Genomic DNA, 25,173 nt, shown 5'->3' on the forward strand with positions numbered 1-25,173 from the left:
ACAACGGAGGGTTAACACCTGCCGAGATGGAAAGACAAAGAACCTCAGGTCGTGTCCAAATTAAGTAGACCACTTCACACAGAATCCCCCTCTCCCTTGAGGGAGAGGGAGAAAACCGGGCGGATCAGGCCGCGCTCTTTTTCTTTTTGAACGGTTTCTTCGCACCGCCACCCGGTGCAACCATCCCTCTGAACTGCTTCACCGGCGTACTGCGCGCCTGGTTAATCAGCTCATACAACGTTCCCACCAGCGGCTGCATAAAGTCCTGATAGCGGCACTGTTTTTCACTGATTTGCGTCAGCACCGATTCCCAGTGCGCCGTCATGTCCGGCCTTGCGGCCAGTTCTGGCAGCGAGTGAATTAATGCCCGGCCCGGCTCCGTCGAGTGGATATAGCGCCCTTTTTTCTCCAGAAAACCGCGCTTAAACAGTAATTCGATGATCCCCGCACGCGTCGCTTCGGTGCCCAGCCCGTCCGTTGCACGCAGGATCTTCTTCAGATCTTTATCCTGCACAAAACGGGCGATCCCGGTCATGGCCGAGAGCAGCGTCGCATCGGTGAAATGGCGCGGCGGCTGGGTCTGACGCTCCACCACTTCACCTTTTTCACACAGCAGTTCGTCATCTTTGGCAACCACCGGCAACGGTGTACCGTCGTTCTCTTCGTCACGCTCTTTGTTGCCAAGCAGTGTGCGCCAGCCCGCTTCCGCGAGGAAACGCGCTTTGGCGACAAACTTGCCCTTAGCGATTTCCAGCTCAATGACACACTTGCGGAACACTGCATCGGGGCAGAACTGCATCAGATACTGACGGGCAACGAGGTTGTAAACCTTTGATTCGTTCTCGGTCAGGTTGACGTTGCTGGTGCGCGCCGTCGGGATGATGGCATGGTGGGCATCCACCTTTTTATCGTCCCAGCAGCGGTTATGGGTGTCCGGGTTTACGGCAGGCTGCGGCAGCAGATCCGGCGCGTGTACGCCTATGGCGTTCATTACCGCGTGGCGTCCGGCAAAATGCTCTTCCGGCAGATAACGGCTATCCGAACGCGGATAGGTAATCAGCTTATGGGTTTCATAGAGCTTCTGGCAAATGTCCAGCACGTTCTGCGCACTCAGACCAAAGCGTTTGGCGGCCTCAATCTGCAACGCGGAAAGGGAAAACGGCAGCGGTGCGGGTTCTGATTCTCGTTTATCGTTATAGCTGGTGACAATAGCGGGCTGGCCGGTGATCCGGTTGACCACGTGCTCCGCCAGCGGGCGGTGCAGCAGTCGCCCCTCTTCATCCTGGTACGATTCACAGGCATCGCTCGGCTGCCAGACGGCGGTAAAGCGTTCGTCTTTTGGCGTGACGATATGCGCTTTAACTTCGAAGAAATCTTTGGCGACGAAATTCTCAATCTCTTCGTCACGACGCACCACCAGCCCCAGTACCGGGGTCTGTACGCGCCCAACGGAGAGTACACCCTGATACCCCGCATTGCGCCCCAGAATAGTGTAGGCACGGGTCATGTTGATGCCGTACAGCCAGTCAGCCCTGGCACGCGCCAGCGCGGAGACGCACAGCGGGATAAACTCGCTGTTGGCGCGCAGGCGGGAAATTGCGCGCTCGACAGCCTGCGGATTGAGGTCGTTAATCAGACAGCGCTGAACCTGCTGGCGCTTTTCAGGTGCCAGTTCCAGATAATCCAGCACTTCATCAACCAACAACTGCCCTTCTCTGTCCGGGTCACCCGCGTGGATGACTTCCGACGCCTCATGCAGGAAGCGCTTAATGACGTTGAGCTGTTTGGTGACGGAGGGCCGGGGCTGCAAGCGCCACTTTTCCGGCACGATGGGCAAATCGTTCAGGTTCCAGCGGGCATAGCGGCTGTCATAGACATCCGGCTGTGCCTGCTCAAGCAGGTGACCAATACACCAGGTGACCACCTGCCCGTTACCGCATTCGATAAAGCCGTCACCCTTGCGATGCGGTTTAGGCAGTACATCGGCGATAGCACGGGCCAGGCTTGGCTTTTCGGCAATAAACAACCGCATCGAATTAACGGATCTCAATCATCGGGCGGCCACCGCGTGCGGTTACCAGCTCACCGATGACCGTCAGGGTGATGCCGAATTCAGCGGCAGTCGCCTGAACCTCTGCTTCTGACTCTGGCGTTACTGCCAGCAGCAGACCGCCGGAGGTTTGCGGGTCACAAAGCAGGTTGCGCCACGCTTCCGGCATATCGCCCATCAGGTGACCATAGCTGGCAAAGTTACGCTGGGTACCACCCGGTACCGCGCCCTGGGTAATGTACTCTTCCACACCAGGCAGTTTTGGCACATCCTGATACCAGACCTGCGCCTGCACGCCAGCCCCCTGACATACCTCGCTCAGGTGGCCCAGCAGACCAAAGCCAGTCACGTCGGTCATCGCCTTCACGCCGTCAATATTGGCGAAAGCGGCTCCGGCCAGGTTCATCTGGCACATCACCTCTGTCGCCAGACCAACGTGTTCTGGCTTGAGCAGCGATTTCTTTTCTGCGGTGGTGAGGACACCAATGCCCAGCGGCTTGGTGAGGAACAGTTTGCAGCCTGCCTGGGCGGTGCTGTTACGCTTCACTCGCTCGGTTGGCACGATGCCCGTCACGGCCAGGCCGAAGATCGGTTCCGGCGCATCGATAGAGTGACCACCAGCCAGTGCAATCCCCGCCTGCTGGCAGGCAAAGCGGCCGCCTTCAATCACGTCGCGGGCAATTTCCGGTGGAATGGTGTTGATCGGCCAGCCCAGAATGGCAATCGCCATGATTGGCTTGCCACCCATCGCGAAAATATCGCTGATGGCGTTAGTCGCCGCAATGCGCCCGAAATCAAACGGGTTGTCGACAATCGGCATAAAGAAGTCAGTGGTACTGATAATGCTGGTGCCGTTACCTAAGTCATAAACCGCTGCATCGTCACGCGTTTCATTACCGACAAGCAGGTTCGGGTCGACAAACTTCGCCTGTTCACTGTGCAGGATGGTTTCCAGCACTTTCGGGGAAATTTTACAACCGCAACCGGCTCCGTGGCTGTATTGCGTTAAACGAATGGTTTGCTCGCTCATGGACATCTCCTGTCATTGCAATCGCGCTATGGTAGCGCTCATTCCATAAAGAGGTAAGTATGACTGTCTGAATTCTGCGGCAGATGCTCAGAATCCAGACAGTTTAGCGCGCGTTATCAGAAACGGCTGACGAAAGGGGTAGTATCCGGCACATTTATCGTGCTGGAGGCTTTAAGCTGAGGGGTGCCAAGATAGAGGAAACCGACGATTTTGTCGTGTTCACCGCAAGAGAAGCCATCGCGAACAAACGGGCTTTCGGTCAGCGCGCCTGTACGCCAGATACCGTTAAAGCCCTGTGCAACAGCGGCCATTTGCATCGCCATTACCGCACAGCCTGCGGACATCTCCTGTTCCCAGACCGGTACTTTGTGTTCAGCCTGACACTTTGCCACCACGGCAATGATCATCGGCGCACGAAATGGCGCGCTGCGGGCTTTCTCAATGCCCTTCTCATCCTGACCCGCAGCAACCGCACCTTCCGCCAGCAAGTGACTGAAGCGATCGCGGCCTTCGCCTTCAATAATAAAGAAATGCCACGGCTGAAGCGTGCCATGATCCGGTGCGCGCATACCGGCACGCACAATGTTTTCCAGCTGCTCGCCCGCAGGTGCAGGATCGACCAGACGTGAAGCGCTACGGCGGTTAACAAGCAGTGTAAGAGCGTCCATTAATTAACTCCTGTCTTGAAATTTGCTCACAAAATTAACACGACGGCAGATTTTGTTACAGCGCGGCAGGCGATTCCTGCTGACAAGTGACGGTTGGGTCATTACGATAACCCCACATTACCGTCCAGTGGCGACGGAAACAGTCATTTTCTGGTTAGGGAGAATACATGCGAACCCTTTGGCGAATCTTTGCCGGTTTCTTTAAATGGACGTGGCGGTTGCTCAACTTCGTTCGTGAACTGGTGATGAATTTGTTTTTCATCTTCCTGGTTCTGGTTTGCGCAGGTCTCTGGATGCACCTCAGCAGCACAAACCAGGCGCAGCATTCGACGCGCGGGGCCCTGTTACTCGATATTACCGGGGTCATCGTCGATAAGCCCTCCACCAGCAATCGTCTGGGGGTGATTGGCCGCCAGCTGTTTGGTGCAACCTCAGACCGCCTGCAGGAAAACTCCCTGTTCGATATCGTCGATACCATTCGTCAGGCAAAAGATGACCGTAACATTACGGGTATCGTGCTGGATCTGAAAAATTTTGCCGGGGGTGACCAGCCTTCAATGCAGTACATTGGTAAAGCGCTGCGCGAATTCCGCGACAGCGGTAAACCGGTGATTGCGGTAGGTGATAGCTACAGCCAGGGTCAATATTATCTGGCCAGCTTTGCCAATAAAATCTGGCTTTCCCCACAGGGTGAAGTCGATCTGCATGGTTTTGCGACGAACGGGCTTTACTATAAATCCCTGCTCGACAAGCTGAAAGTCACCACCCACGTTTTCCGCGTCGGTACCTATAAATCCGCCGTTGAACCGTTTATCCGTGATGATATGTCCCCTGCCGCCCGTGAAGCAGACAGCCGCTGGATTGGTGAGCTGTGGCAGAACTATCTGGGCACGGTCGCTGCTAACCGTCAAATCACCGCTGAACAGGTCTTCCCTGGTGCACAGGGCATGCTGGATGGCCTGCGCAAAGTTGACGGTGATACGGCGAAATATGCCCTCGATAACAAACTGGTCGATGCGCTGGGTTCGAGTGCAGATATCGAGAAATCCCTGACGAAACAGTTTGGCTGGAGCAAAGAGGATAAAAATTACAGCGCCATCAGCATGTACGATTACGCGACGAAAAAACCGGATAACAGTGGTGACAGCGTCGCGGTGGTTATTGCTAATGGAGCCATCATGGACGGTCAGGAGACACCAGGGAACGTTGGCGGTGATACCACCGCATCGCAAATCCGTGATGCCCGCCTTGATCCGAAAGTGAAAGCGATTGTCCTGCGCGTGAACAGCCCTGGTGGCAGCGTCAGCGCCTCCGAGGTGATCCGTGCAGAGCTGGCCGCCGCGCGCGCCGCAGGTAAGCCGGTGGTCGTGTCGATGGGCGGAATGGCTGCATCCGGGGGGTACTGGATCTCTACCCCTGCAAACTACATTGTGGCGAACCCAAGTACCCTGACCGGCTCGATTGGTATCTTCGGGGTGATCAACACCGTGGAAAACAGCCTTGATTACCTGGGCGTGCATACCGATGGCGTTTCCACCTCACCGCTGGCCGATGTCTCTGTGACGAAATCTCTGCCACCGGAAGTGTCGGAAATGATGCAGCTCAGTATCGAGAACGGCTATAAGCGCTTCATCACGCTGGTTGCGGACTCCCGTAAAAAAACGCCGCAGCAGATCGATGAAATTGCTCAGGGTCACGTCTGGACCGGGCAGGATGCGAAGAACAACGGTCTGGTGGACAGCCTGGGTGACTTTGATGACGCGGTGAAGAAAGCCGCCGAACTGGCGAAACTCAAGCAGTGGCATGTGGACTATTACCAGGATGAACCGTCGTTCTTTGACCTGGTGATAGACAGCATGTCCGGCTCTGCTCGCGCCATGTTGCCGGAGGCACTGCAGGCCTATCTGCCTGCGCCTGTCGCCACGGCGGCAAAAGCGATAAAAGCGGAAAGTGACAAGCTCGCCGCGTTTAACGACCCGCAAAACCGTTACGCGTTTTGTCTGACCTGCGGCTCCGTCCGTTAAAATCCGTCCCCTCTTTCCGTGAAGAGGGGATTTTTTTCTTTGAAGCACAAGAACTCACTATCATGCAGAAGAAATCGATTTATGTCGCGTATACCGGCGGTACCATCGGTATGCAGCGTTCTGAGAATGGTTATATTCCTGTCTCCGGCCACCTGCAGCGTCAGCTTGCGCTGATGCCTGAATTCCATCGTCAGGAAATGCCTGACTTTACGATCCACGAATATGAGCCGCTGATGGACTCCTCCGACATGACGCCAGAAGACTGGCAGCATATCGCGGATGATATTAAAGCCCATTATGACCAGTACGACGGTTTCGTGATCCTGCACGGCACCGACACGATGGCGTTTACCGCCTCAGCGCTCTCGTTCATGCTGGAAAATCTGAGTAAACCCGTCATCGTGACTGGCTCACAAATTCCGCTGGCAGAGCTGCGCTCTGACGGGCAGATCAATCTGCTTAACTCCCTGTATGTGGCCGCGAATTACCCGATTAACGAAGTGTCGCTGTTCTTCAACAATCGTCTGTATCGCGGTAACCGTACCACCAAAGCCCACGCCGATGGTTTTGACGCCTTTGCCTCGCCAAACCTCCAGCCCCTGCTGGAAGCGGGGATCCATATTCGTCGTCTGGGCACACCTCCTGCACCAAACAGTGCAGGCGAGCTGATTGTTCACCCGATCACCCCGCAGCCAATTGGTGTCGTGACGATTTACCCGGGGATCTCTGCCGATGTCGTACGTAACTTCCTGCGCCAGCCGGTAAAAGCGCTGATCCTGCGCTCCTACGGTGTGGGCAATGCCCCGCAGAACGGTGAATTCCTGAAAGAGCTGCAGGAAGCAAGCGAACGTGGGATCGTGGTGGTTAACCTGACCCAGTGTATGTCGGGCAAGGTTAATATGGGCGGTTATGCCACCGGTAACGCGCTGGCACATGCGGGTGTTATCAGCGGCTTCGATATGACCGTCGAGGCAACGCTGACTAAACTTCATTATTTACTGAGTCAAAACCTGGACATCCAGTCCATTCGCAGCGCAATGATGCAAAACCTGCGCGGTGAACTGACCCCGGACGAATAAGGAGACCTCATGAAGCAACGCGCTCTGTTACTGGTCGATTTGCAAAATGATTTCTGTGCAGGCGGCGCGCTGGCCGTGGCGGAAGGCGATAGCACCATTGATGTGGCTAATTCGCTAATCGCCTGGTGTAAAACGCGTGGTGACGCCGTTGTGGCAAGCCAGGACTGGCACCCCGCCAGCCACGGTAGCTTTGCCAGCCAGCACGGCGTTAAACCCTACAGCCAGGGGGAGCTCGATGGTCTGGCGCAAACCTTCTGGCCCGATCACTGCATACAGCAGACCGAAGGCGCAGAGCTGCATCCGCTGCTGAATCAGAAGGCCATTGACGCGGTGTTTCACAAGGGGGAAAACCCGGCTATCGACAGCTACAGCGCGTTTTTTGATAACGGACATCGTCAAAAAACGGCGCTGGACGCGTGGTTACGCCATCACGAAATCACCGAACTGATTGTGCTGGGGCTGGCAACGGACTATTGCGTGAAATTCACCGTGCTGGATGCACTTCAGCTTGGTTACAACGTAAATGTCATCACCGACGGCTGCCGTGGTGTGAATATTCACCCCCAGGACAGTGCTCAGGCGTTTATGGATATGGCCGCAGAGGGTGCAACACTGTATACGCTGGAAGACTGGCTGGAGACACAACCGTAAGCCTTTTCGCCGGGGGCAGCAACGCCTGCCCCGGTAAAACCCTCCCCCCTCGATCTCCCATAAAGTGAACTCCCTCGCATCACCAGCGAAGCGGCAATGCTATTCTTTTCTGGCTGTTTTTTCGCCACGCCTTTTCCGTGGCGTGGTTAATTTTATTAAGTCAAAGAGGAAGTTATATGAAACGTTTGCCATTGCTGGCAGCATTACCCTTGCTTTGCGCGTCAGTTGCCTCCGCCAGCCCCATGATGTCTGTGGGCTACTTTAACGGAGGTGGCGATGTCACTGCGGGGCCTGGTGGTGACATCAATAAACTCGACGTTCGCCAGATTACCCACCTGAACTACTCATTTGGTCTGGTCTATAACAATGAGAAAGACGAAACCAACGCCGCGCTGAAAGATCCGGCAAAACTGCATCAAATCTGGCTATCGCCAAAAGTCACGTCCGACCTCGCGTTAATCCCTGCCCTGCGTAAACAAAATCCGAACCTCAAAGTGCTGCTTTCCGTTGGTGGCTGGGGGGCACGTGGTTTCTCCGGTGCAGCGGCCAGCAAAGAGACGCGCGCGGTGTTTATCCGCTCTGCGCAGGAGATCGTCGATAAATACGGCCTGGACGGAATCGATCTCGACTGGGAGTATCCGGTGAATGGCGCATGGGGGCTTGTCGCAAGCCAGCCTGCCGATCGGGATAATTTCACCGCACTGCTGAAGGAGATGCGCGATGCATTCGGGCATAAAAAGCTGGTCACCATTGCGGTGGGGGCAAATGCGGAAAGTCCGAAAAGCTGGGTGGATGTAAAGGCGATCGCCCCGCTGCTCGACTATATCAACCTGATGACCTACGACATGGCCTACGGTACCCAGTACTTCAACGCCAACCTGTATGACTCCAGCGCCTGGCCAACGGTCGCCGCCGCCGATAAATACAGCGTCGACTTTGTGGTTAACAACTACCTGGCCGCCGGGCTGAAGCCACAGCAGATGAACCTTGGGATCGGTTTCTATGGCCGCGTCCCGAAACGCTCCGTGGAGCCAGGGGTTGACTGGTCGAAACCGGATGCGCAAAAAAATCCAGTGACGCAGCCCTACTTCGGCCCTCAGGAGACAGGTTTGTTCAAATCACTCGGCTATGACCTGACCAAAGATACCTACGTGAAGTACAACGATATCGTGAAGAAGCTACTGAACGATCCGCAGAAGCGCTTTACCGAACACTGGGACGATCAGGCGAAAGTGCCGTGGTTGTCGGTGAATTCCGCAGGCGGTAAGGCGTTGTTTGCCCTTTCCTACGAAAACCCACGTTCCGTTGCCATCAAAGCGGACTATATCAAGGAGAAAGGTCTCGCCGGGGCGATGTTCTGGGAGTACGGCGCGGATGACGAAAACCAGCTAGCGAAACAGCTGGCAGAGTCGCTGGGGATTAAACACTAGAGCATATTGTGCCGGGTAGCGACTGCGCTTACCCGGCCTACTCACGCGACCGCTATTTGAAGGTCGCAATTGGCTTTGGCGTAATACCAAAATCTTCTTTTAGCTCGCGCTTACTCTTCATCACCATCTGACCTTGAGTGTCGATAGTCATGTGCTGGGCATCCGTGTTGTGACGGGCCTGCCACAGCATCACCAGTTGCAGGCTGTTCTCTTTTTGCTCCGGGGTGAGTGCCACGCCATCCGGCCATTTTCCCAGTTCAACCGCCGTCACCAGACGCTGATAAATCTCCGGTGTCATACCGCTAACCATGTCATCAATATTCATGATTTCTCCCTTTCAAAGGAATAATTTGCTGAATCGTTTTTTCAGCCTTTGGTCTGATCGCCATTTTCATCATCAGTGAAGCTCATTGATGCTGAATTCACGCAGAAACGCTCCCCTGTTGGCTGTGGGCCATCCGGGAATACATGCCCGAGATGCGCGTCACAGTTACCACAGCGGATTTCAGTGCGCTGCATACCGTGCGACATGTCACTCAGATAGCGGATCGCGTCATCGCTCACCGGCTCATAAAAGCTCGGCCAGCCACAGCCAGAATCATACTTTGTCTGCGAATTGAACAGCGGTGCATCACACACCAGACAGTGATAGACGCCGTCTCGCTTATTGTGCAGCAAACGCCCGGTAAATGGCGGTTCAGTACCGTGATTCTGCGTCACATAAAACTGCATTTCTGTGAGGTTTTTTTTCAGATCGTCGGGGTTACGTTGGTTCGACATATACTTACATCTCGCAGTAGAAACAGACAACTTTCGCCCAGATTCTAACAAAACATTAACACCACCGCGTGCACTTTTGTTCTAAACTTATGTGTCGCGAAAAGGCGGTCAGGCAATTGTGATCTGCTTCACATTTTTATCCTGAGAGGCCTTTAAAATTCCGGGCGCAGCCCCCATGTGGTTGCTAGCTCAAAGGGAAAGTGAGGCGAGTCAGTCGCACAAACGTTAGTCACAGGATTGATTTGTCGCAATGATTGACACGATTCCGCTTGACGCTGCGTAAGGTTTTTGTAATTTTACAGGCAACCTTTTATTCACTAACAAATAGCTGGTGGAATATATGACTATCAAAGTAGGTATCAACGGTTTTGGCCGTATTGGCCGTATTGTTTTCCGTGCTGCTCAGAAACGTTCTGACATCGAAATCGTTGGTATCAACGATCTCCTGGACGCTGAATACATGGCGTACATGCTGAAGTACGACTCAACTCACGGTCGTTTCGACGGCACCGTTGAAGTGAAAGACGGCCACCTGGTTGTTAACGGCAAAACCATCCGCGTTACTGCTGAAAAAGACCCAGCTAACCTGAAATGGAACGAAATCGGTGTTGACGTTGTTGCTGAAGCAACCGGTATCTTCCTGACCGACGAAACTGCACGTAAACACATCACTGCGGGTGCGAAGAAAGTTGTTCTGACTGGTCCTTCCAAAGACAACACCCCAATGTTCGTTCGTGGTGCAAACTTCGAAACTTATGCTGGCCAGGACATCGTTTCTAACGCATCCTGCACCACCAACTGCCTGGCACCGCTGGCTAAAGTTATCAACGACAACTTCGGCATCATCGAAGGTCTGATGACTACCGTTCACGCGACCACCGCTACTCAGAAAACCGTTGACGGCCCGTCTCACAAAGACTGGCGTGGCGGCCGTGGCGCAGCTCAGAACATCATCCCATCCTCTACCGGTGCTGCTAAAGCAGTAGGTAAAGTACTGCCAGAACTGAATGGCAAACTGACTGGTATGGCGTTCCGCGTTCCAACTCCTAACGTATCCGTTGTTGACCTGACCGTTCGTCTGGAAAAAGCTGCTTCTTATGAAGAAATTAAGAAAGCAATCAAAGCTGCTTCCGAAGGCGCAATGAAAGGCGTTCTGGGCTACACCGAAGACGACGTTGTTTCTACCGATTTCAACGGCGAAATCTGCACTTCCGTGTTCGATGCTAAAGCTGGTATCGCACTGAACGACAACTTCGTTAAACTGGTTTCCTGGTACGACAACGAAACTGGCTACTCTAACAAAGTACTGGACCTGATCGCTCACATCTCCAAATAAGTTGAGATGAGATTCTGATCCAAAAAGGCGACTTCGGTCGCCTTTTTTATTTTCTAAGACAGAGGATTGCTTAATGATTAATAAAATTTTTGCACTTCCGGTAGTCGAACAACTTACCCCTGTGCTCTCCCTCCGTCAGATTGACGGTGCCGACATTGTCGTCGTTGACCATCCACGCGTAAAAGCCTCCGTGGCCCTGAATGGCGCTCACCTGCTCTCCTGGAAACCAGAAGGTGAAAAGGAAGGTCTGTGGTTGAGTAATGCCACCTCCTTCAAAAAAGGTGCAGCAATCCGCGGTGGTGTACCGATCTGCTGGCCGTGGTTCGGCCCGGCAGCACAACAGGGTCTGCCTGCTCACGGGTTTGCCCGTAACCAGCAGTGGACGCTGAAAGCACATAATGAAGACGATCACAACGTGGTGCTGACCTTCGAGCTTCAGGCCAATGATGACACCCGTAAACTCTGGCCGCACGATTTCACCCTGTATGCCCGCTTCAAGCTGGGCAAGACCTGTGAAATTGAACTGGAAGCGCACGGTGAGTTTGAAACCACGTCTGCCCTGCACACTTATTTCAACGTGGGTGATATCAACGCGGTAAAAGTGAGCGGTCTTGGTGATACCTTTATCGACAAAGTGGATAACGCAAAAGAAGGGAAACTGAGCGACGGCGTACAGACCTTCCCTGACCGCACCGACCGCGTTTATCTGCACCCGGAAGCGTGCAGCGTGATCCACGACAGTGCCCTGAACCGTGGTATCGAAGTGGTTCACCATCACCACAGCAACGTGGTGGGCTGGAACCCTGGCCCTGCGCTCTCCATCAGCATGGCTGACGTCCCAGACGACGGTTACAAGACGTTTGTCTGTGTGGAAACCGCGTGTGTCAGTACACCGCAGAAAGCGAGCGCTGAGAAGCCGTCTCGCTTAGGACAGACGATTAGCATTGTTAAACGCTGATCGCATTTCCCTCTCCCGTTTTGGGTGAGAGGAAAAAAACTGCGCAACCAGGCACCAACATAAAGCAAACGGGGCGTAAACGCCCCGTTATGATGCACGGATTGCACTACAAGAGTGCGCAATCAGAATTTGTAGGTCACACCCACTGAGAAGATCCCCGACCAGGACTTATCGACCATCGGGCTATCTTTTACTTCATCACTCACGCGAACATAACGACCTGTGCCGTATACGCTCCAGTCGGTGAGGAAGTTGTAGCTTGCGGTCAACTCCAGGTACGGATCCCAGCTATCATCGGCGCTATAGCTTTTCAGACCACTGCGGCGGGATTCGTTTTTAGACACGCCATAATAGTAGTCGTTGTAGTTCTCACTGCTGTACTGCACACCGATACCTGGCGTCAGGGTCACCGCACCATTGGTATAGCGATAGAGCCAGGCCAGATCCCAGATAAAACCGTTGCTGTTATCCAGAGTATCGCCCGCCAGCGCGGTACGCAGGAAGCCATACTGGGTGTTATGAACGTAAGAGAGCCCTGCCATCATCGAGCTTTTACGCTTGTCGAGCTGGCGAAGCGCGTGGTTATCACTGTCACCTGGCTTGAAGTGCATCGGATCGTAATAGGCCATGATGGAGAGCTTATCGGCCGTATCGTTCCACAGATAGTAGCCGCCACCCAGACCGCGGAACCAGAAGTTATCGCCTTCATAGGTGACAACCGGAACGGCATAGACATCACGGTCATACTGTTTGTACGGGCTGTTAATGACGCCAACACCCGCACCAGCAGTCCACTGACTCTCCGCCTGTGCGGTGCTCATTGCGGTCGCGGCAAGTACGCCCAATGCCAGAAGTTTGAGTTTGGTCACAATCCATTCTTTCCTGTAGTCAAATAATCAGCGGGTGAAGTGTAACCGCCATTTCCGTACATCCCAAAACTTTTTGCCCACTAATGGCTTTACTTAACCTGTTATTTTTAACTTTTCAGATGACAGGCTGCTTTCATTTATGTGACTACTGAATAAAAAACGTACTTTCACGCTATAACGGCAGTGGAAATTTTTGGATGAGTTATTGATATGTCATTGAAATTAGAATTTATCTGCATGCAAGTTTTGCAAATGCCATCTACGCTTTAATTTAAGAAGAGTTTTTCTGGACACCCTGCGGTTCTTAGCGCCAGACCTGGCACACAGGTTGCTGCTCTGGCAGTGAGGTGTGAGAAATTCTCTTCCGGGAGCCTCCACTACTCATACGAACGGCTCTTATCCTGTGCTAAAAAACGAAAGGACGGCATGCCATGAATATATTCGATCACTATCGCCAGCGCTATGAAGCTGCCAAGGACGAAGAGTTCACACTGCAGGAGTTTCTTACCATTTGTCGGCAAGATCGCAGTGCCTATGCCAATGCGGCAGAACGGCTATTGATGGCTATTGGTGAGCCAAACATGGTTGATACTGCCCTGGAGCCACGGCTCTCCCGTCTCTTTTCGAATCGGGTCGTCGCCCGATACCCGGCGTTTGAAGAGTTCTATGGTATGGAAGATGCCATTGAACAGATTGTCTCCTATCTGAAGCACGCAGCTCAGGGTCTGGAAGAGAAGAAACAGATCCTCTATTTACTGGGGCCTGTGGGTGGGGGTAAATCATCGCTGGCTGAACGACTGAAATCACTGATGCAGCGTGTGCCCATCTATGTGCTGAGTGCAAACGGTGAGCGCAGCCCGGTGAATGACCACCCGCTGTGCCTGTTTAATCCGCAGGAAGATGCGCAGATTCTGGATAAAGAGTTTGGTATCCCACACCGCTATCTCGGCACCATCATGTCGCCGTGGGCCGCGAAACGTCTGTATGAATTTGGTGGGGATATCACCAAATTCCGCGTCGTCAAAGTGTGGCCGTCCATCCTGGAACAGATCGCCATCGCCAAAACAGAGCCGGGTGATGAGAACAACCAGGATATTTCGGCCCTGGTCGGTAAAGTCGATATCCGTAAGCTGGAACACTTCGCGCAAAACGACCCGGATGCCTACGGCTATTCCGGTGCGCTGTGCCGGGCGAACCAGGGAATTATGGAATTCGTTGAGATGTTTAAAGCACCGATTAAAGTGCTGCATCCGCTGCTGACCGCGACCCAGGAAGGGAACTACAACGGGACAGAAGGTATTTCCGCCCTGCCGTTTAACGGGATTATCCTCGCCCACTCGAACGAATCGGAATGGGTTCAGTTCCGTAACAACAAAAATAACGAGGCCTTCCTTGACCGTGTATACATTGTCAAAGTGCCTTATTGCCTGCGGATCTCCGAAGAGATCAAAATTTACGAGAAGCTGCTTAACCATAGTGAGCTGGTGCATGCGCCTTGCGCCCCGGGCACGCTGGAAACACTGTCGCGCTTCTCCATTCTGTCGCGCCTGAAAGAGCCGGAAAACTCCAGCATCTACTCAAAAATGCGCGTGTATGACGGTGAAAGCCTGAAAGATACCGACCCGAAAGCGAAGTCTTACCAGGAGTACCGCGACTACGCCGGTGTTGACGAGGGGATGAACGGTCTGTCCACGCGTTTCGCGTTTAAGATCCTCTCCCGGGTCTTTAACTTCGACCATGCGGAAGTGGCGGCTAACCCGGTTCACCTGTTCTATGTACTGGAACAGCAGATCGAACGTGAACAGTTCCCACAAGAACTGGCTGAACGTTACCTTGAGTTCCTGAAAGGCTATCTGATCCCGAAATATGCCGAGTTTATTGGCAAAGAGATCCAGACCGCCTACCTGGAATCCTATTCGGAATACGGACAGAACATTTTCGACCGTTACGTCACGTATGCTGACTTCTGGATCCAGGATCAGGAGTACCGCGACCCGGATACCGGCCAGCTGTTTGACCGCGAATCCCTGAACGCTGAACTGGAGAAAATTGAGAAGCCTGCCGGGATCAGCAACCCGAAAGACTTCCGTAATGAGATTGTGAACTTCGTGCTGCGCGCCAGAGCACACAACAGTGGACGGAACCCGAACTGGACGAGCTACGAAAAACTGCGCACGGTTATTGAGAAGAAAATGTTCTCCAATACCGAAGAGCTGTTGCCGGTCATTTCGTTTAACGCCAAAACCTCAACCGACGAGCAGAAAAAGCACGACGATTTTGTCGACCGTATGATGGAGAAAGGCTATACCCGCAAACAGGTTCGCCTGCTCTGCGAATGGTATCTGCGTGTACGTAAATCGTCTTAACACAAGTGCCCGGTAGCGCTAGCGCTACCGGGCCGACAAAAATGTCCGGCACTTACGGACACTGCTCGTTGGCAAATGCAGTACGGGGGGTATATGACCTGGTTTATTGACCGGCGTCTTAACGGCAAAAACAAGAGCACGGTGAATCGCCAGCGCTTCTTGCGTCGTTATAAAGCGCAAATTAAACAGTCGATCTCCGAAGCCATCAACAAACGCTCGGTGACCGACGTCGACAGCGGCGAATCTGTCTCCATCCCCACAGATGACATCAGCGAACCGATGTTTCATCAGGGGCGTGGCGGCCTGCGCCATCGCGTACACCCAGGTAATGACCACTTCGTTCAGAACGACAGAATCGAGCGTCCACAAGGCGGTGGCGGTGGTTCAGGAAGCGGTCAGGGACAGGCCAGCCAGGACGGTGAAGGTCAGGATGAGTTTGTCTTCCAGATCTCAAAAGATGAATATCTCGACCTGCTCTTTGAAGATCTGGCGCTGCCAAATCTGAAAAAGAACCAGCACCGTCAGCTTAACGAGTACAAAACCCATCGTGCGGGTTATACCGCGAACGGTGTACCTGCCAATATCAGCGTTGTGCGTTCGCTACAAAACTCACTGGCTCGACGCACAGCAATGACGGCAGGTAAACGGCGTGAACTGCGCGAGCTGGAAAGCAGTCTGAAAGTCGTGGAAAACACCGAGCCGGCACAACTGCTGGAAGAGGAGCGCCTGCGTAAAGAGATTGCCGAGCTACGGGCGAAGATCGATCGGGTACCTTTTATCGACACCTTCGACCTGCGCTATAAGAACTACGAAAAACGTCCTGAGCCATCCAGCCAGGCGGTGATGTTCTGCCTGATGGACGTTTCGGGTTCGATGGATCAGGCCACCAAGGACATGGCGAAGCGTTTTTATATTCTGCTCTACCTGTTCCTGAGCAGAACCTATAAGAACGTGGAAGTGGTCTACATTCGCCACCATACTCAGGCAAAAGAGGTCGATGAGCATGAGTTCTTCTACTCGCAAGAGACCGGTGGCACCATCGTGTCGAGCGCCCTGAAGCTGATGGATGAAGTGGTCAAAGATCGCTACGACCCGGCGCAATGGAATATCTACGCTGCGCAGGCATCCGATGGCGATAACTGGGCGGACGACTCGCCGTTGTGTCACGAAATTCTGGCGAAGAAAATTCTGCCAGTAGTACGTTACTACAGCTACATCGAGATTACGCGGCGTGCGCATCAGACGCTGTGGCGCGAATATGAACATCTGCAATCCATGTTCGATAACTTTGCGATGCAGCACATTCGCGACCAGGATGATATCTATCCGGTGTTCCGTGAACTGTTCCATAAACAGGGTTCGACAACAACAAGTTAATCAATATAAATCAGCCAGTTAAGATACTTTTACTGGCTGATTTATCATTCATTTATTTCTTCATTTTTGCCCTGTTTTTCATTAAATCCGTTTTAATTTTTGGGAATGTTTTTTGTAGGTTGCAATTGCAACACCTTTCAGGACTTGCACTTTTTTCAAGCTAATTTCATACCCGTCGTATTTTTAAGAAAGAAATATGTTTGCCGCCATCGAACCGCTGAGCCCATTTACGCGATAAATTTCAACACGAACACCGGGTCTTAACGATTGGTCTTCGCTGTTATTTAATCCGGAGATATGTAGAAAAACATCTTTTTGGCCAATTGCCATTTTTTGTTATCGGGTTCCCGGCATCGGCTCACATTAACACTGACCCTCAGGGGGTGTTGTAACGCAAAAAAGGTTATTCATTTTCAATAAAAAATTCGGCGGACAACCCTATCCTTCTGTTCTGATTGAGTATGGGACCTCTATGCGCATAGCCACTTTATTACTTTTCATGGTATTGACAACTTACAATGTCACTTACTATACGGTATTGATACACAAGGATATTTACAGCCTGGCATGGGCACCAAACGTGTTTTTGATCAGCTGGCTACTGCTCTTAGCAGAATCTAAACACTCTCTTAAGTCCAGGCTAGTAAGCGCATTTTCAGTCTGCATCATCGCCCTCCCAGGAGGAAACCTCTTCTTTTCATGGATATTTACTCGCACCTTATCAGGAATTGATGGTTACCTTGTTAATGACATTTTATTTGTCACTATAAGTTTTGGCACGCTCCTTATTCTTAAGAATCTCAATCAAGACTCATTAACTAGCGTAAAGACCCATACGCAATATCTGTTGACCTATATTAAGTTAATTTCAGCCGGTATCTCGGTTACATTTTTGAGTGCAATTCCCGCCGGAGCCATTGGCCAGCTATCAGGAAAAGAGTTACAACAGCTATTCCTGGGAGGACTATTGGCATTTTTCTTGTATGGTGTTCCTGTCTTTTTTTCGTGGATGAACCGCTTTAATTTTCATTTGCGTTTGTATCAGGGACAAGCCATTCTTTCAACACTAATGGTTTTAAGTGTATTTATTTTACCCGATATCAGTACCAATACCTTCAACTGGTTCCTGTGGGGAGGTATGTTTTTGACCCTTCTCTGGCGTTCAGCATGGTGTCAGGTTATTGTTTTTGGTCTGTGGGGCCCGTTAATCACACAGGAATTCGCACTTAAAGATAAATCACTAACGGATTACGGTTCGATGCTGTTAGTTATTATATCGACCCAGATTCTATGGCTATTGTTCTTGCATGGTGATTTATTATACGAGAGTCTAAAAAGGAAAATAGAGAAACAAGATAAGGCGCTGAATACTGACCCCCTTACTGATTGTTTAAACCGCCGTGGTTTTTTTAACATGTGCAACGCCTTGTTGCAGAAGGGGCAAGAGTTAAGTATAGGAATACTGGACATTAATCGATTTAAAGCGATTAATGATAGTCTGGGACATGAAGCGGGTGACGTAGTCCTCCAGATTGTAGCGAACAGACTGGCCGGGTGTATGGGAGGAAAGGAACGAATATCACGCATAGGAGGAGATGAATTTGCATTTGTAGTATCCGGCAGCGAAGCGTTAATGCGTCAAAAATGTCAACTTTTTTTCTCCCAGCTTAGTGAACGTCCAATCATTATTTCAGGTCAGATCCTTTATATTGGAGTCTCTTTGGGATATAGCTGCTCACCTCGTGATGGTATATTACCTGAACATTTACTTCATCGCGCGGATATTGCTATGTACATAGCGAAGCGTCAGAGGTTGCAGGAAAGCGTAACTTATGAACCGTCAATGAATATTACAACAACGGAGGTTTCTGGCACAGCATTTTCCCCCATATCCCGGCAAGTGTAATACCTGAGTGCTACGCTTTTTTCCAGCCCGTTTATAATGTACAAGAAAAACGGATGCACTCAAACACTTATACGACATTCTCAGATAAGCACAAGCGAACTTGTAACCTGGGCTGAACAAAGTGGAAGACTTGATCAGATGTTTGAGCATATGTTGACACTGTCACTCCCGGTTATCAGGAAGTTAGCCCTTCCCGTATCCCTGAATGTTTCACCAACACCTGGGATGGCTTATGTTCAATGGTTGAAAAAGAAAATAAAGATATTTTCAACCATATTAAAAGGAAGGCTGCAGTGGAAACAGTCATGCTATTGCACACTGTCATTTTCAATGTGAAATCGATGTAATATACGGTGAGCAATTGGGGCCAAAACAACACCCAATGTAGTCATAAAAACCAGACTGGTAAACATACCATATATAGCAAAAAATATTTTTCCTGATATACCCTGCGGTACAATGTAAGGACCAATTCCATTGGCTATAAATGCACTATTCAATGCTGCATCATGCCATTTTATGCTATTATCAAAAATCATATGTCCAACAGTTCCTATTATCAACGTAATGATAATCAAGAGACTTGCAATGCCAAAATGTGACAGCATGCGTTTTAAAAATGCACAAAATGGGATTAATGGCATATCTTTCGACTCATACATTTTATAAATCTCCTTAGACTACATAGAAAAAATACAACCACCAAAAAAAAACAACAAGCCACTTAACAATCAGTAACTTAAGAAACTACAGTGCGGACATTATCGAACAATAATGGTCATTTTATCGCCCCAAATCATGCCCCCAGTACGATTTTGCCCCCAAATTTTCTTTCACTGTAGCCCTTACATCTTCCAAATTCAATTTGATTACTTATCCATTGACCATATCTCCGATCCTATCGACTGTATACACACAGTAAAAAGGGATTGTTTTATGGCAAATAAAAAAGAATCGAATGCAGGCGCGATACCGGAGTTAACTCACTTTGCGATCAGTTACTGCGCGCGAGTGAAATAGAGATGTGCTACTGTAAACATCTGATGTCATTTGCTACAGGTCATTCACGCATGTCTGAAGAAATAAAAGGCACTACCACCCACCGGCAATTAATTTCGCTGTTATCTGACCAGGGGGCAAAATACCGCGTTGTGGAGCACGAGGCCGTAGGGAAATGCGAGGCGGTGAGTGAAATTCGCGGTACCGATCTGGGGCAAGGTGCAAAAGCACTGGTGTGCAAAGTGAAGGGAAATGGCGTAAAAAAACACGTTCTGGCGATCCTCGCCGCCGATCAACAGGCCGATTTAAACCAGCTTGCCAGCCATTTCGGTGGGCTCAAAGCCTCTCTCGCAAGCCCGGCTGAAGTTGATACCCTGACCGCCTGCGTCTTTGGTGCTATTCCACCGTTTAGCTTCCACCCCGATCTCACGCTGGTTGCCGACCCGCTGCTGTTTGAGCGCTTTGACGAAATTGCGTTTAACGCCGGTCTTCTGGAAAAATCCGTCATTATGGACACCCAGGATTATCTGCGTATTGCTCGTCCTGAACTGGTGATGTTCCGTAAAGGGTAGCGCTGATGGCTGGCGCGACTGTCAGCCGTTTTTTTCCAGAAAAAGAATCGATGCCACGAGAATAGCGGCAATAGCGAAAAACGATGAGGAGATAATCAGCGTTTCAACAAACATTTGATCGTTCATGATGTAACCCCTTTTGCCCCGTTTAGCCTTTTTTACCCCCGCATAATGACAGTGAAATGACAGCTTCAGGTCAGCCAGATGAATATTGCTGGCGTTGACGGGCCACTAAAAATGTCGCCGACTCATGCATGAACAGATGAGTCGGGTGCTCAGGTAACCCCCCAAAAAATAGCGTTTTTTTTATAAAAATCTGTTTGCTTGCGCGTAAAGTAGGTAGGCTTACTTTTTTTGGCAAGGACTCCTCATGCTTGACCCGACTCTGCTCATCCTTCTGGCACTGGCCGCACTCGGCTTTATCAGCCATAACACCACCGTCGCCATCTCTATTCTGGTGCTCATCATTGTGCGCGTGACCCCGTTAAACAACCTCTTCCCGTGGATAGAAAAACAAGGCCTCACCATCGGGATTATTATTTTGACCATTGGGGTAATGGCCCCTATTGCCAGCGGAACCCTCCCGGCCTCGACGCTGCTGCACTCGTTCGTGAACTGGAAATCACTGATCGCTATCGCAGTGGGTATTTTTGTATCGTGGCTGGGCGGACGCGGCGTCACGCTGATGAGCAGCCAGCCCTCGCTGGTGGCTGGCCTGCTGATGGGAACCGTGCTCGGCGTGGCGCTTTTTCGCGGCGTGCCGGTTGGCCCGCTGATTGCCGCCGGGCTGGTCTCGCTGTTTATTGGGAAGTCGTAGTCAGGCTGGTGATATAGCGCGCTGGCGTCTGCCCTAACCCTTTCTTAAACATGGTGATAAACGCGGTGGTAGAGTCATACCCCAGTGACTGTGCCACCTGTTGTACTGACTTCCCGCCAATCAATAGCTGCAGGGCCACAATCAGCTGCAGCTGGTGTCGCCAGCGACGAAAGCTTAGCCCCGTCTCTTTCACCACCAGCCGCGCCAGATTGCGTTCGCTCATGGCAAAATGACTCGCCCACTGTCCCAGCGTCTGCCACGCAGCAGGCTCTTCTGCCATCTTCTCGCTCATCAGCCGAATTTTGGGATGAGGAGAGACAGGCAACTGTAAATGCTCCTGGCGCTGCAGCGGCAATTCATCAAAAAGGACATCGACCAGGCGTGATGTGGCGGCAAGTGGCAATTGCTCACGCGATTTATCTGCCAGAGACAAAATGAGCTCTCGCACCAGCGGCGATATTTTCAGCGTACAGCAACGTTCGGGCAAACCGACAGCACCGGGTTCAATAAACAAAAAGCAAAGCTGCGCACCCGGCGTGGCTTTATTGCTGTGTGGCATCTGCCCCGGGATCCACACCGCATACTGTGGCGGCACCATCAGCATGGCATTTTCCACTTCGCAGGTGATTGCACCACCCAGCGCCAGAATCAGTTGACCTTTGCGGTGCTGATGCCGGGGTATGTGCTGTTCTTGCGCCACTACGCGGATGCGAAACGCTACTGCCGCATCGTGCTGGCTATCGGGGTCGTAGCCATCCAGTCCCAGACCGATCATCAGGTTGTCCGATATTAGCGATAAACTGTCATTTTAGCCTGATTTCAACCGCTGTAAAAATCGGTATCGTGTGCGCTCGCTTGAACGTAAGAGAACACAATGACTACTGCTATTCGAACTTCAGGGAAGCAAGGCGCGTTGCTGATTGCAGGCATCCTGATGATTGCCACTACGCTGCGCGTAACTTTTACCGGAGCGGCCCCGCTGCTCGACACCATCCGTCAGGATTATGGCTTAAGTACCGCGCAAACCGGTCTGCTCACGACTCTGCCTCTGCTGGCTTTCGCACTTATCTCCCCGCTCGCTGCGGGTGTGGCCCGACGTATTGGCATGGAGCGTAGCCTGTTTATCGCCCTGCTGCTGATTTGCGTCGGGATTGGTATTCGTTCCCTGCCTTCTGCAACCCTTCTGTTCACGGGTACGGCGACGATCGGCTGCGGCATTGCGCTGGGAAATGTTCTGCTACCCGGGTTAATCAAACGAGACTTCCCGGGACAGGTCGCCAGACTTACAGGGGCGTACTCCCTGACGATGGGCGCGTCTGCCGCGTTAGGCTCGGCGCTGATTGTTCCGCTGGCGCTGGGCTCTGCTGGCTGGCACGGTGCATTGCTGATGCTGATGGTCTTTCCGCTGGCAGCATTACTGCTCTGGCTACCACAGTGGCGTCAAACCCCTGTCGCCACGCTGACTGGCGCGGGTGCGCTACACAATCGCGCCATCTGGCGCTCTGCGCTTGCCTGGCAGGTGACGCTCTTTCTGGGCCTTAACTCGCTGATTTACTATGTCATCATCGGCTGGCTACCGGCTATTTTGCTCAGCCACGGCTACAGCGAAACACAGGCAGGCTCCATGCACGGCCTGTTGCAGCTGGCTACTGCCGTGCCGGGCCTCGCCGTTCCGCTGCTCCTCCACCGGCTGAAAGATCAGCGGGGGATCGCCGGCGCTATGGCCCTGATGTGTGCAGTCAGTGCCGCGGGATTTTGGTTTGTGCCTGACATGGCCGTGGTGTGGACGCTGGTGTTTGGTTTTGGGTCCGGGGCAACCATGATCCTCGGCCTGACGTTTATCGGTCTGCGCGCCAGCTCAGCTCATCAGGCTGCGGCACTGTCCGGTATGGCGCAGTCAATTGGTTATCTGCTGGCCGCCTGCGGGCCGCCGCTGATGGGGAAAATTCACGATACGGCCGGAGACTGGCGGATACCGCTTATAGCCTGTGCGCTGGCCTCCGTGGCGATGGCCGCTTGCGGCGTGCTTGCCGGGCGTAATCGGGAGATCACGCCCCGCTAAATACAATGGCAGACCCGGCGGTCTGCCTTTTTTATCCGCGCGCCGCGCGCAGCATCGCCTGCGCCAGCACCACAGGACGACCATCCAGCGCAGCACGCTCGTGCTGGAATAGTGTGATCACAAAGAACGGATGCGTAACCAGTTCTGCCGCGCGGACTTCTCCCTGCTCGTCCCAGCCTGTTACACGCATATCGCCCTTTTCAAGCTCCTGCGCAAATTCCGGTGACACGCCATAGTTGCAGTGATATCCCTCTTCAATTTCCGGCTTGCCATAGGCTTTCGCAATAAGCGTATTGCTGCGCAGTTCAATCGAATCGGTTTTTTCCACCAGCGAGCAGGTCAGCGGTGCGATAACCATCGAGCCTTCGGTGTCCGTTTCAGCATGTGCCGCATCGCTCCATCCCAGCACATTACGGGCGTACTCAATCAACGCATGCTGAAACCCGCCGCACGTGCCAAGGAAAGGAATGCTGTTTTCACGCGCATAACGTGCAGCAATAAATGCCGCCTCGGGGTTCTTGTACGGGCTTGCCGGAACCAGCCAGATTGCGTCGTAACCGACCAGATCTTCGGGGCTGGTCAGTTCCGTCGTGGCGAGCCAGTCGTAATCAGCGGTGAGTTCAAGTACAGCAGCAGCATCGTCAATGGCGAGTGGGATGGCCTGGTGCGCAATGACATTGGGGTTGTAATCGCCAACCAGCGCAATACGCAGCGTGGTTTTAACCGGAAGGTGTTCCATGAGGGGGTCCTTATGCCAGAGTATTATCAGATAACATAAGGAACCTCAGACTACCGATCTTTTGCAATTATCACAATACCTTAAATTGGGAGGGTAAAGACAAAGTGATATAGTTAACGTGCTGAACGTATCGCCTGAGTTGAGGAGAAAACATGATTCAATGCAAACGCGTATATGAACAGGCCAGCCCTGAGGACGGTTACCGGGTTCTGGTCGACAGGCTGTGGCCACGTGGGGTGAAAAAAACCGATCTCATGTTCGACGAATGGTGTAAAACCCTGACGCCGTCCAGCGAGTTGCGTAAAGCCTTTCACAGCGACATGATTGATTTTACCGCCTTCAGCAAAGCCTATCAGGACGAACTGGCACAACATCAGGATGAGGGGTTGCGCCTGGCGCAGCGGGCAAACAAACAGACCGTAACGCTACTTTACGGCGCGAAAGATACCGAACAAAATCACGCCCTGGTGTTAGCCGACTGGCTGCGCCAGCTGTAATCAACTGATCATCAGCTCGTCAAGCGTTTGCGGTGCGTCATCCGGGGTGAGCGGCATCAGATGCTCTGCGCGAACAAATGCAAAGCCCTGTTGATTATCAAACGCGTAGACATCTCCCGTCACCAGCCACAATGCGCGGTCTGCCGTGGCGGGAAGTTGCGTCATTACGCCATTAACAGGGTTAACAAAACGCAGGCCAGGCTGGCACAGACCAAACAACTCCACAGATTTACCAATATTGCGACGGCCAGATGCCGTGCGGGCACCCACAATCATGGCCAGGCTACCCGGTTTAAGCTGAAACATACTTCTCTCGCGGTAAGTGCGCCAGTTACTGGCTAAGAAAAATCCTAAAGAGAAGTGTATCCCAATCACAGTACCCCTGTCACCTGGCGGGCTGAGGGTGATCGCGACGGTAGAGATCCCATTCATCAATCACTTCTCCCCCCGGTAATTTGCACTCAGTACGAACGCCCTGCGGACTTTGAACGGGGATCTGCACTCCCCCCTTCTCCAGACAGTAGACTGAAGCCGGGTTCGCCATGCCTATAATCTGCGGGGGTTTCGGGGCATCGGGGGGCGTTTTCGCCGTGGTACATGCGGTTAGTGGTAATGCCAGTGCCAGTAACAGATATCTCATCTTGTTGATCCTTTTAGAATTCCTGAAACGTAAAGGTAACGAGTCGACGATGAATTCTCCATTATTTCTTCATCTTAACTGCACTTTTCAACACTATAGTGCGCTTGTTCTCGTTATGACCAGAGAACATCATTCCGTAATCAAGATGTCTTTGCCCCGGTCTCAACAACGGGGCTTTTTTTTCTCCCCGCGTTTTCTTCCTGAATATAATCAAATTTTTATATTCATCAACAGCACATTACGCGCCGCTGGTCTCGCGATATATCAGAAAAAAGCAAAACCCGCTTTCTCACCAGGAATTAACCTCGTACACTCTACGGTAT

26 protein-coding genes are annotated in these 25,173 nt (G+C 52.1%); 13 read left to right on the forward strand and 13 right to left on the reverse strand.

Annotated elements, in window-relative coordinates; all coding sequences use genetic code 11:
* Positions 1–124 precede the first annotated feature (124 nt).
* The 3 genes from ACJ9N4_RS19315 to ACJ9N4_RS19325 all read right to left on the reverse strand — a co-directional run bounded on the left by ACJ9N4_RS19315 (position 125) and on the right by ACJ9N4_RS19325 (position 3,748).
* Positions 125–2,032 (reverse strand): DNA topoisomerase III, encoded by a 1,908-nt coding sequence (locus tag ACJ9N4_RS19315; RefSeq protein ID WP_182920044.1) that lies wholly within the window; start codon positions 2,030–2,032, stop codon positions 125–127.
* Between the two features lie 4 nt (positions 2,033–2,036).
* Positions 2,037–3,080, reverse strand: coding sequence for a selenide, water dikinase SelD (gene selD / locus ACJ9N4_RS19320; protein ID WP_182918589.1), 1,044 nt, complete (start codon positions 3,078–3,080; stop codon positions 2,037–2,039).
* 116 nt (positions 3,081–3,196) lie between these two features.
* The gene (locus ACJ9N4_RS19325; protein ID WP_182918590.1) at positions 3,197–3,748 is read right to left on the reverse strand and encodes an NAD(P)H nitroreductase; all 552 of its coding nucleotides are present in this window, start codon (positions 3,746–3,748) and stop codon (positions 3,197–3,199) included.
* A 167-nt stretch (positions 3,749–3,915) separates the two neighbouring features.
* On the opposite strand from ACJ9N4_RS19325, the gene sppA reads away from it, so the two are divergent.
* The 4 genes from sppA (at position 3,916) to ACJ9N4_RS19345 (ending at position 8,932) form a co-directional block, all read left to right on the forward strand.
* Positions 3,916–5,772, forward strand: coding sequence for a signal peptide peptidase SppA (gene sppA, locus ACJ9N4_RS19330; protein WP_182918591.1), 1,857 nt, complete (start codon positions 3,916–3,918; stop codon positions 5,770–5,772).
* A gap of 62 nt (positions 5,773–5,834) precedes the next feature.
* Complete coding sequence (gene ansA, locus ACJ9N4_RS19335) at positions 5,835–6,851, forward strand: asparaginase (protein WP_182271123.1); 1,017 nt, start codon at positions 5,835–5,837, stop codon at positions 6,849–6,851.
* A gap of 9 nt (positions 6,852–6,860) precedes the next feature.
* Positions 6,861–7,502 (forward strand): bifunctional nicotinamidase/pyrazinamidase, encoded by a 642-nt coding sequence (gene pncA / locus ACJ9N4_RS19340; protein ID WP_182271122.1) that lies wholly within the window; start codon positions 6,861–6,863, stop codon positions 7,500–7,502.
* A 176-nt stretch (positions 7,503–7,678) separates the two neighbouring features.
* Positions 7,679–8,932: a glycoside hydrolase family 18 protein gene (locus tag ACJ9N4_RS19345; protein ID WP_182918592.1), complete on the forward strand. Its 1,254-nt coding sequence runs from the start codon at positions 7,679–7,681 to the stop codon at positions 8,930–8,932.
* Positions 8,933–8,984: 52 nt separating this feature from the next.
* On the opposite strand, the gene ACJ9N4_RS19350 is transcribed toward ACJ9N4_RS19345, so the two are convergent.
* Positions 8,985–9,257 (reverse strand): YeaC family protein, encoded by a 273-nt coding sequence (locus ACJ9N4_RS19350; protein WP_182918593.1) that lies wholly within the window; start codon positions 9,255–9,257, stop codon positions 8,985–8,987.
* Between the two features lie 41 nt (positions 9,258–9,298).
* Positions 9,299–9,712 (reverse strand): peptide-methionine (R)-S-oxide reductase MsrB, encoded by a 414-nt coding sequence (gene msrB / locus ACJ9N4_RS19355; RefSeq protein ID WP_182271119.1) that lies wholly within the window; start codon positions 9,710–9,712, stop codon positions 9,299–9,301.
* Between the two features lie 340 nt (positions 9,713–10,052).
* Between msrB and gapA the strand changes: the two genes are divergently transcribed.
* Positions 10,053–11,048, forward strand: coding sequence for a glyceraldehyde-3-phosphate dehydrogenase (gene gapA, locus ACJ9N4_RS19360; RefSeq protein ID WP_023311257.1), 996 nt, complete (start codon positions 10,053–10,055; stop codon positions 11,046–11,048).
* 73 nt (positions 11,049–11,121) lie between these two features.
* Positions 11,122–12,006 carry a D-hexose-6-phosphate mutarotase gene (locus ACJ9N4_RS19365; protein WP_182271118.1) on the forward strand — a complete coding sequence of 295 codons (885 nt, stop codon included), beginning with the start codon at positions 11,122–11,124 and terminating at the stop codon, positions 12,004–12,006.
* Between the two features lie 122 nt (positions 12,007–12,128).
* Here the strand turns inward: ACJ9N4_RS19365 and ACJ9N4_RS19370 are convergent, their stop codons facing one another.
* Positions 12,129–12,875: a MipA/OmpV family protein gene (locus ACJ9N4_RS19370; protein ID WP_182271117.1), complete on the reverse strand. Its 747-nt coding sequence runs from the start codon at positions 12,873–12,875 to the stop codon at positions 12,129–12,131.
* 431 nt (positions 12,876–13,306) lie between these two features.
* Between ACJ9N4_RS19370 and yeaG the strand changes: the two genes are divergently transcribed.
* Positions 13,307–15,241, forward strand: coding sequence for a protein kinase YeaG (gene yeaG, locus ACJ9N4_RS19375; protein WP_182918594.1), 1,935 nt, complete (start codon positions 13,307–13,309; stop codon positions 15,239–15,241).
* Between the two features lie 93 nt (positions 15,242–15,334).
* Positions 15,335–16,618 (forward strand): YeaH/YhbH family protein, encoded by a 1,284-nt coding sequence (locus tag ACJ9N4_RS19380; protein WP_182271115.1) that lies wholly within the window; start codon positions 15,335–15,337, stop codon positions 16,616–16,618.
* Positions 16,619–16,801: 183 nt separating this feature from the next.
* Here ACJ9N4_RS19380 and ACJ9N4_RS19385 read toward each other — a convergent pair whose 3' ends face one another.
* Entirely contained in the window at positions 16,802–16,948 is a 147-nt protein-coding gene (locus tag ACJ9N4_RS19385; protein WP_182918595.1) for a cold shock domain-containing protein, read from the reverse strand.
* A 142-nt stretch (positions 16,949–17,090) separates the two neighbouring features.
* On the opposite strand from ACJ9N4_RS19385, the gene ACJ9N4_RS19390 reads away from it, so the two are divergent.
* Positions 17,091–18,524: a GGDEF domain-containing protein gene (locus tag ACJ9N4_RS19390; RefSeq protein ID WP_411500721.1), complete on the forward strand. Its 1,434-nt coding sequence runs from the start codon at positions 17,091–17,093 to the stop codon at positions 18,522–18,524.
* A gap of 308 nt (positions 18,525–18,832) precedes the next feature.
* Here ACJ9N4_RS19390 and ACJ9N4_RS19395 read toward each other — a convergent pair whose 3' ends face one another.
* Positions 18,833–19,186, reverse strand: a complete 354-nt coding sequence (locus ACJ9N4_RS19395; protein WP_182271112.1) for a two pore domain potassium channel family protein — start codon at positions 19,184–19,186, stop codon at positions 18,833–18,835.
* Positions 19,187–19,594: 408 nt separating this feature from the next.
* Between ACJ9N4_RS19395 and ACJ9N4_RS19400 the strand changes: the two genes are divergently transcribed.
* Positions 19,595–20,095 (forward strand): YbaK/prolyl-tRNA synthetase associated domain-containing protein, encoded by a 501-nt coding sequence (locus ACJ9N4_RS19400; protein WP_182918598.1) that lies wholly within the window; start codon positions 19,595–19,597, stop codon positions 20,093–20,095.
* A gap of 21 nt (positions 20,096–20,116) precedes the next feature.
* On the opposite strand, the gene yoaI is transcribed toward ACJ9N4_RS19400, so the two are convergent.
* A complete protein-coding gene (yoaI, locus tag ACJ9N4_RS19405) occupies positions 20,117–20,221 on the reverse strand; it encodes a small membrane protein YoaI (RefSeq protein WP_232105423.1) in 105 nt (34 codons plus the stop codon).
* A 244-nt stretch (positions 20,222–20,465) separates the two neighbouring features.
* Between yoaI and ACJ9N4_RS19410 the strand changes: the two genes are divergently transcribed.
* Entirely contained in the window at positions 20,466–20,912 is a 447-nt protein-coding gene (locus ACJ9N4_RS19410) for a DUF441 domain-containing protein (protein WP_182918599.1), read from the forward strand.
* Here the strand turns inward: ACJ9N4_RS19410 and ACJ9N4_RS19415 are convergent.
* Positions 20,896–21,687, reverse strand: a complete 792-nt coding sequence (locus tag ACJ9N4_RS19415) for an AraC family transcriptional regulator (protein ID WP_269475508.1) — start codon at positions 21,685–21,687, stop codon at positions 20,896–20,898. The two genes, ACJ9N4_RS19410 and ACJ9N4_RS19415, sit on opposite strands and share 17 nt — an antisense overlap.
* 99 nt (positions 21,688–21,786) lie before the next feature.
* On the opposite strand from ACJ9N4_RS19415, the gene ACJ9N4_RS19420 reads away from it, so the two are divergent.
* On the forward strand, positions 21,787–22,974 hold the full coding sequence (locus ACJ9N4_RS19420; RefSeq protein ID WP_182918600.1) for a CynX/NimT family MFS transporter: 1,188 nt from the start codon (positions 21,787–21,789) through the stop codon (positions 22,972–22,974).
* Between the two features lie 31 nt (positions 22,975–23,005).
* Here the strand turns inward: ACJ9N4_RS19420 and ACJ9N4_RS19425 are convergent, their stop codons facing one another.
* A complete protein-coding gene (locus ACJ9N4_RS19425; RefSeq protein ID WP_182918601.1) occupies positions 23,006–23,713 on the reverse strand; it encodes a CTP synthase in 708 nt (235 codons plus the stop codon).
* Positions 23,714–23,865: 152 nt separating this feature from the next.
* On the opposite strand from ACJ9N4_RS19425, the gene ACJ9N4_RS19430 reads away from it, so the two are divergent.
* Entirely contained in the window at positions 23,866–24,210 is a 345-nt protein-coding gene (locus ACJ9N4_RS19430; protein WP_182271106.1) for a DUF488 domain-containing protein, read from the forward strand.
* Here the strand turns inward: ACJ9N4_RS19430 and ACJ9N4_RS19435 are convergent, their stop codons facing one another.
* Complete coding sequence (locus ACJ9N4_RS19435; RefSeq protein WP_182271105.1) at positions 24,211–24,516, reverse strand: hypothetical protein; 306 nt, start codon at positions 24,514–24,516, stop codon at positions 24,211–24,213.
* 79 nt (positions 24,517–24,595) lie between these two features.
* On the reverse strand, positions 24,596–24,850 hold the full coding sequence (locus ACJ9N4_RS19440) for a DUF333 domain-containing protein (RefSeq protein WP_182271104.1): 255 nt from the start codon (positions 24,848–24,850) through the stop codon (positions 24,596–24,598).
* Between the last annotated feature and the right edge of the window lie 323 nt (positions 24,851–25,173).

It is taken from the genome of Enterobacter sp. LM3 (assembly GCF_046622475.1).
Lineage (GTDB): Bacteria > Pseudomonadota > Gammaproteobacteria > Enterobacterales > Enterobacteriaceae > Enterobacter > Enterobacter cloacae_P.